The sequence below is a fragment of the Bacillus sp. JJ1764 genome, assembly GCF_036962145.1.
GTDB lineage: Bacteria > Bacillota > Bacilli > Bacillales > Cytobacillaceae > Neobacillus.
Map to the genome: position 1 here is coordinate 57,865 of NZ_JBALNY010000054.1, position 7,500 is coordinate 65,364.

The window sequence follows — 7,500 nt, forward strand, 5'->3', positions numbered from 1 at the left end:
GTTCAAATTTTGCAATCTAAAAATCTTAAATTTTTACTGGAATTGTACTAGATTTAAAAATGCAGTATACTAAAAATTGTACAGTCAGTCTAGTAAGGATTTAAGGTGAATAAAATGAATGACCGGAAACAGCATGTAATCAATAAAGCTCACCAATTGTTTATCGAAAAAGGCTATCAAGCTACTTCGATTTTAGATATTATCGATTTTAGCGGGATTTCCAAGGGGACGTTTTACAATTATTTTTCTTCTAAAAATGAATTGCTGATTGCCATTTTTACTTCATTGAGTAAAAAGATTGATGAGGAAAGAAATGCCCTACTCATTGGACATGACCCTGCTGATATTGAAATCTTTATTCAACAAATTGAACTGCAAATGGCCTTTAATCATCGCAATAAATTGTTAACTCTTTTTGAAGAGGTATTTGTTTCTAACGACCCTGCCTTAAAACAATTTTTAAAACAAACGCAAATTTTGCATATTCGTTGGACCTATAACCGCTTGTTAGACCTATTCGGGGAGCAAAAACAGCCCTATTTATTGGATTGTGCCATTATGTTTGTTGGAATGCTGCATCATAATATTCATTTTCATTTTTTAGCGAATGAATCAAATGGAAATATTCGGATAGTGATCCGTTATACGGTGCAACGATTGATAAAAATGGTCGAAGAAATTGGGGAAGCAGGGGACCGATTATTAGACCCGGCCATTCTGGAAAAATGGCTGCCGGATTGTCATTATTCGGAATACGCTTTTAAGAAACAACTCTACACTTGTGTTTTAGCATTGAAAAATCGTTTAAACGACGATGAAGACCAACTAAAATATGTTGAACTGCTGGATTTTATTCTGGAAGAAATGCTTCATTCCAAAAAGCCACGGAAATTCCTTGTAAAAACAACCATTGATTCTTTGAAAAACCATATCGGAGATATTGCTTCGAAAGATTTGGAAAAACTGGACCGAATAATAGATCATTATTTTGATAAAAAGGAAAGTGTAAGTCAGCCTATTCATTAATGGGCTGACTTTTTTTGAGCACGCTGATTTTTTCTATATAATAACAAAACGTTATGATTAGTTATTTTAAAAACTCAGGAGTCTGAAAATTAGATAGTACAATAAAGAGTATTTTATCTTCCATACAGTTTAAAGAAGATGTTCATCCTCTAGTAAGATCTATCTCGGACAAAAGATACTATTTGAGACATATTTAAGGGAGGCTACCAATTTAGTAGCCTCCTTCTCTAATGGATCCCTTATTTATACGTGGGCCCATATTTATTATTTTATTAAATGATAAGGCACAGTTGTTACAATCACGTCTCTTCGATAAAGTAAGAAGGATCGAATAAGAAGGCTTGATTGGTTGTGAAGAATATTGTGCCACCCCTTTTTAGGAATAAATTGCGGAATGACAACCGTTACCCGATAATTCCCTTCTTTGGCTTTATGCTCTACAGTATCAACAAATTTAGTAAGCGGACTGATGATACTTCTATAATGAGAGTGCAATGTCACCAGCCTTACATCTGGTTGCCATTTCTTCCATTTTTCTTCGAACTTCTTTTCGTCGTCTCTTTCAAAGGCAACATACACCGCAATAATTTGATCAGGCGAAAGAGATTTAACATAATTTAAGGTATTCTCTACGACATGGGTCATACCAGCAACAGGCACGACCATAACATTCCCCTCAATGGTAAAAGACGGTTCACAGGTTTTTAGGCTTAATTGGTCTCCAACAGCGTCATAATGCTTTCTAATTCGGTGAAAAAAGAACACAATAATTGGTAGAAAAATTAAAATAGGCCAAACCTGTGAGAATTTTGTTATTAAAAACATTAATGTAACAATAAAGCTAATAAGGGTACCTGTTGTATTAATGATAAATTTAGGTACCCACCCTTTAGGCTTCTCTCGCAGCCATTTAACCATCATGCCTGACTGAGACAAAGTAAATGGAAGAAACACCCCAACTGCGTAAAGCGGGATAAGATGTTCTGTTTTAGCATGAAAAGTTAAAATTAAAAGGATAGAAGCAATGCCAAGTATAATGATGCCATTTGAATATCCTAATCGATCCCCTCTCATAAGAAACATTCTAGGAATAAACTTATCCTTAGCAAGATTAACTGCCAACAACGGGAAAGCGGAATATCCAGTGTTCGCAGCAAGAACTAATATCAATGCTGTGGTTCCTTGAATAAAGAAATAAATAAAATTCCGACCGAAAGTCTCTTCAGCAATTTGGGATACGACAGTTACTTTTTCACTTGGAGAGATCCCATAATAATAGGCTAAAAATACAATTCCTGAAAATAGAATGGCAAGTAACGCTCCCATTGCAATTAATGTTTTAGCTGCATTATTAGGAGCTGGGTCTTTAAAATTAGGTATAGCATTAGAAATGGCTTCAACTCCTGTTAAGGCGGAACTTCCGGAAGCAAACGCCCTTAATAGAATAAACAAACTGATCCCCGTTACAGGGGTACCGATTGGGGTGTGTAATTGTGGCGAAATCCCTCCGGTTACAATGTTATATAAACCAACAGCAATCAATATAAATAACGCTAAGACGAATAAGTAAACCGGGTATGCTAATATTGAAGCAGACTCCGTTACCCCTCTCAGATTCAATATTGTTATTAAAATGACAAACGTAATTGCGATTCCTACATTATAGCCATGTAAAGTCGGAAACGCAGATGTTATAGCATCGGTCCCAGCAGACACACTTACAGCAACTGTCAGGATGTAGTCCACCAATAGGGACCCTCCAGCTATCAAGCCTGGATTTACCCCCAGATTGCTTTTTGAAACCACATAGGCCCCACCTCCATGAGGGTAAGCAAAGATGATTTGCCTATAGGACAGTATCAAGGCTGATAAAAGAATTAACACACCTACTGCAATAGGAATGGAATACCAAAATGCTGCAGTACTGATCGTAACTAATACAATTAAAATTTGTTCAGGACCATATGCCACTGACGACAAAGCATCAGATGAAAGGATTGCTAATGCTTTCGTTTTGTTTAGTTTCTGTTCGCCTAGCTCATGAGATTTCAAAGGTCGGCCAATTAAAAATCTTTTTATAACCCCAAACAAGTTATTCACCGCCAAAAATTAATTATGGTTTAATTTACCCATGCTATCAGTAATTACTCAAAAATAAAAAAATTTGCCTACAAGTCAGATTTAAATAGACCCGTAGACACACCATTTTTGTAATGTCACAAGCTCCACCTTCCTTCTCATATACGCTTACGAGGTTAGCTGTCGGATTCGGACCTTGAGTAGCCCTACCAAAAAAGGATTCACCCCTTGAGTTTAGTAACAACCCATAAAAATGGTTCCCCCGTACCTATTGGTTTCAGCGATTTAGAAATTTGAAACTGTCATAATATTACTCCAATGTCTAGATAGTGTAAATGGATTTTTTCAAGAAGACTCAAAACTATTATTGATTTTCATCTACAGCCGAAACCTTCCTACCAATAATCCCAATTCATCTGATTGAATTTCCAAAGAGTCCGCATTTGAAGATAATCTCTCGATAGAGCCACTGGTTTGTTGAATTGCCGTTGATGTTTCTTCTATGCCGGCTGCAGATTCCTGCGATATGGTAGCAATGTACTCAATAGACTTGTTAATTTCATTGCTGCCATACACAATTTCTGTTAAATTTTTTGAGACTTGCTCGATTTTTTCTGCCATATTAACAACCGCTTTGTTAATATTTTCGAATGTCTCACCCGTCTCTTTGATTTGAATCGTTCCTTCTCCCACCTGTTGATATCCTAATGTTAATGATTCAGCCACATTCTTAGAGACAGTCTGAATGCCATTTACAATACTTGTAATCTCTCCTACGGAAAGTGATACTTGTTCGGCAAGCTTCCTTACTTCATTAGCAACAACGGCAAATCCTTTTCCATGTTCCCCCGCTCTTGCAGCCTCAATTGCAGCATTTAATGCCAATAGATTCGTTTGATCCGCAATGTTATGAACCACATTAATGAGGTTGGCTATTTTTTTAGACTCATCATCCAAACTTTTAACTTTTTCAATAGAGACACTCACAATATCATAGATCTTATTCATTTGGTCTATAGATTTATTCATCCGTTCATTTCCAATTTCAGTTACGTTCGAAATATCATAGAAAGATTCCTGTATTAATGTCCCATTTTGATTTACAAGGTTTATTCGCTTTGAAAAATGATCCATTTGCTCAGCCAATTCAGTCGTCAAGTGTGCCTGTTGCTCCACCCCGGATGATAACTCCTGCATAGTAGAAGCTACCTGGTTGCTGGCAATATGGATTTCTGCACAAGATTCTTTCATAAAAAGTGATTGATTTTTTACTACTTGAGAATGCTCCGAAATATTTTCTATCATTTCTTTTAAACGGGCCTGTGTATTTTTTATTGAATAAAATAATTGTCCAAATTCGTCGTTCCTATTTTTTCCCTTGAATTTATATTCGAGATTACCTTTAGAAATGTGCTCCATAAAGTCTCTTATCTGTTTTATGGGAGTGGAAAAACTTTTGCTTAAAAAGAAAGCAGTTATGACAACGATAATGATGGTTATGATGCTACCGATTAACAAATAAAGAAATACTTGGCTATTAATTGTCTTGACAATACTCACATCTTGTTTAATTTGCGTTATTCCAATAACCTCTTGTTTAGTGGGATCTAATAGAGGCATATACACTTCATATTGATGGTCATGTTCCCTGGTCATTTCTTTGCCAGCTTTCACTTTATTGATAATCCTATTATCTTTAAACCTTGTTCCGATCTTAGAATCATCAGTAGAAATTAAAATCTGGCCTTCAGGATCCATTATATTAATGTTTACGTCTTTGAGCGTTTTAGTTATGTAGGTGATTGCGGAACTATCTATACCTGTTTGTAAAGTTCCTATTATTTTATTTTCATAAACGAGTGGGACGAACGCACGAACGGCTAGACCACTGTTCCCAAACTCGAAACCAGCCATTTCCTTCCCTTTAATCGTTTCTTGAATCGCAGGCTTATCACTTTTATCATCACCAAATTTTTGTGGATTATGGGCTCGATAAAACACTACACCATTTACATCACCAAATTCAAATACGTCCAGTTTTTGTTCTTTCTTTAATCTTTCAAATATCGGCTGAACGGTCTGAGCAATCGTTTCGCGATCCCCAGTTCTAAATGCTTCTATAAGCTCCTTATTACCGGCATAATAAATGGTCAATTGAAGAAGCTCTTCTGATAAATGATCTAACTGATCGCTAACTGATTCTTTTGTTGAATTCTGGCTATTTGTGAGAATGGATTTAAAGCCAAGATTTGTTTTATAGTACAAGATAGAACTCAAAATTAGTAATGGAATGATAGCAACTGACAGTAAAGAAATAAACAATTTTCGTTTGACAGACAACCTCAATGTTATGCTCCCCCGATCGCCATTTTTTCTTGTAATGCACGATAATTCTCACTATCCATGACCGTTTTTTCAAACGGGATTTCCCCTGGACGTACTTCTTTGTGCGGTCTTCCTAAAGCATAGCCTTGTCCAAAATGGACTCCTTGTTCATAAATAAAGGCTAGATCCTCAGTCCTCTCAATCCCTTCTGCGATAATTTCTGTGGAGGATTGTTTTGCATATTCCACTATTAACTTCACCAATAGCTGTTGTTCCACATTTTGATTGATATTTTGGATCAGTGATTTATCAAGTTTGATAAATTCAGGCTTTAAATACACCAGGGTTTTTAAACTGTTGTATCCGGAACCTACGTCATCAATCGCTATTCGATACCCCTGTGAACGATAATGGGAAAGTACTTTTTCAAAAAGGGCGAAGTCGGTAACTGCACTTTTCTCTGTTAATTCGAAAACGACCTGTTGAGGTGCAATGCCTAGCTCCGTTAAAAGTTCCAGTGTTTCTCCACTTTGATAATTAGAATCTAGTAAAACAAGAGGGTGAATATTAATAAAAATCAATGTTGGTTCTTGCCAAGCAAGACGTTTAAATTGATCGATAAACCGTTTAAGAGATAGATTTCTACAGAAACATTCAAATAGGAATACATGATTGGATTGTCCAACAAATTCATAAAAACATTCCGTGTCCGGAAATAAACGAGTAACAGCTGGACGATTTAATACCTCAAAGCCAATGGTCTTCCCTGTATTCAGGCAAAGAACGGGTTGAAAAAATGTATCTAAAGCATAGCTATTCATAATAGAATGTAATTCTCTAAGCCTCTTATAATGTAAGAAGTCCTTCTTTACTCTGTTATTGAAGTACTTAAAGTATGAAAAAAATGTTTTTTTACCAAATGAAGAGTGTGACTGGCTGGTTGCATGGCTGTACATAAGTTGCACCTCTTTATTTAAATTAGATACAAATTAAGCATAATTTACAAATATTAAAATCATGTAAACCGATTGAAAATTCTTAGTAAATTTTAACGCTGTCCTAGAAGAATTAAACTTTTATTTACATAGTCTTAATACCCCATTAGAAATTTATTAATATTTTCCAATTATGATATATATAGCGGGGATAGCATGTGTGGCTATCATGGTATATGGCGTAGGCGGAGCCAATACTATTAGTACATTACATACTTGCAACACTAAAGGGGTGTTATATCTAAGAAATAATTTATGGATGAATGCCGAATACATAGTAAAAAAAAATCTGCATCCAGATTGCTTGGATACACAATTTGGGTGCAGATAAATTTCAAAATCATAATAGTGTGAAACATACTTTTATTATGCGTTTAAATTAATACGTTCTCCTGTTAAAAAAATAAAAAAAGATGAGGATAAAAAGAACCTGCAATAATTGTTTGCAGGTTCTTCATTTTAAAATCAAATTAATTATTTATTTTTTTGATTTCCTTTTGCATCTCTTTCAACTTCCATTTTTGTTACAGGAAGATAACCTTGTTCTTTTAATAGATTATTTTGGATATCATCTGACATCATGAAGTCAAGGAATGCTTTGGCAAGATCTGTTGACTCTCCCTTAGTATAGGAGTGCTCATACGCCCAAACTGGGAATTTGCCAGTTTGTACGTTTTCTGCAGTTGGCTCTACTCCGTCAATGGCAAGTGGTGTTACCGTATTATCAGTGAAATAAGAGAATGCAAGATAACCAACTGCACCGTCCGTTTCATTAATGATCTTTTTAACTGTATTGGATGAATCTTCTGTAATACCTTCAGCAGGCGTTGCGCCATCAAGTGCAAATTTATTAAATACTGCACGGGTTCCTGAAGAATCAGGGCGATTAACTAGAACGATTTTTTGGTCTTTTCCGCCAAGCTCTTTCCAGTTTGTGATTTTACCTGTGAAAACTTTAATCAGATCTTCTTTTTTAATATCTTTAATGCCAACTTTAGGATTAACAGCTGCTGTCATACCTACAACCGCTACTTTATGATCAACTAACTGGTCTGCCGGAATTCCTTCTTTTTCT

5 protein-coding genes, 1 pseudogene and 1 riboswitch are annotated in these 7,500 nt (G+C 35.6%); of the genes and pseudogenes, 1 reads left to right on the forward strand and 5 read right to left on the reverse strand.

Features of this window, described 5'->3' with window-relative positions; translation table 11 throughout:
• The first annotated feature begins 114 nt into the window (after positions 1–114).
• On the forward strand, positions 115–1,026 hold the full coding sequence (locus V7083_RS09330) for a TetR/AcrR family transcriptional regulator (protein WP_335477247.1): 912 nt from the start codon (positions 115–117) through the stop codon (positions 1,024–1,026).
• 264 nt (positions 1,027–1,290) lie between these two features.
• Here the strand turns inward: V7083_RS09330 and V7083_RS09335 are convergent, their stop codons facing one another.
• The 5 genes and pseudogenes from V7083_RS09335 to V7083_RS09350 all read right to left on the reverse strand — a co-directional run.
• Positions 1,291–3,117: an APC family permease gene (locus V7083_RS09335; RefSeq protein ID WP_335477248.1), complete on the reverse strand. Its 1,827-nt coding sequence runs from the start codon at positions 3,115–3,117 to the stop codon at positions 1,291–1,293.
• A gap of 138 nt (positions 3,118–3,255) precedes the next feature.
• Positions 3,256–3,398: riboswitch (cyclic di-AMP (ydaO/yuaA leader) on the reverse strand.
• Positions 3,399–3,483: 85 nt separating this feature from the next.
• On the reverse strand, positions 3,484–4,410 hold the full coding sequence (locus tag V7083_RS23785; protein WP_438823710.1) for a methyl-accepting chemotaxis protein: 927 nt from the start codon (positions 4,408–4,410) through the stop codon (positions 3,484–3,486).
• A 15-nt stretch (positions 4,411–4,425) separates the two neighbouring features.
• Positions 4,426–5,451, reverse strand: a pseudogene (locus tag V7083_RS23790) (cache domain-containing protein); the annotation flags it as partial.
• 2 nt (positions 5,452–5,453) lie between these two features.
• Positions 5,454–6,386 carry an EAL domain-containing protein gene (locus V7083_RS09345; protein WP_335477250.1) on the reverse strand — a complete coding sequence of 311 codons (933 nt, stop codon included), beginning with the start codon at positions 6,384–6,386 and terminating at the stop codon, positions 5,454–5,456.
• 513 nt (positions 6,387–6,899) lie between these two features.
• A partial coding sequence (locus V7083_RS09350; RefSeq protein ID WP_335477251.1) for a substrate-binding domain-containing protein occupies positions 6,900–7,500 on the reverse strand: 601 nt, incomplete at its 5' end.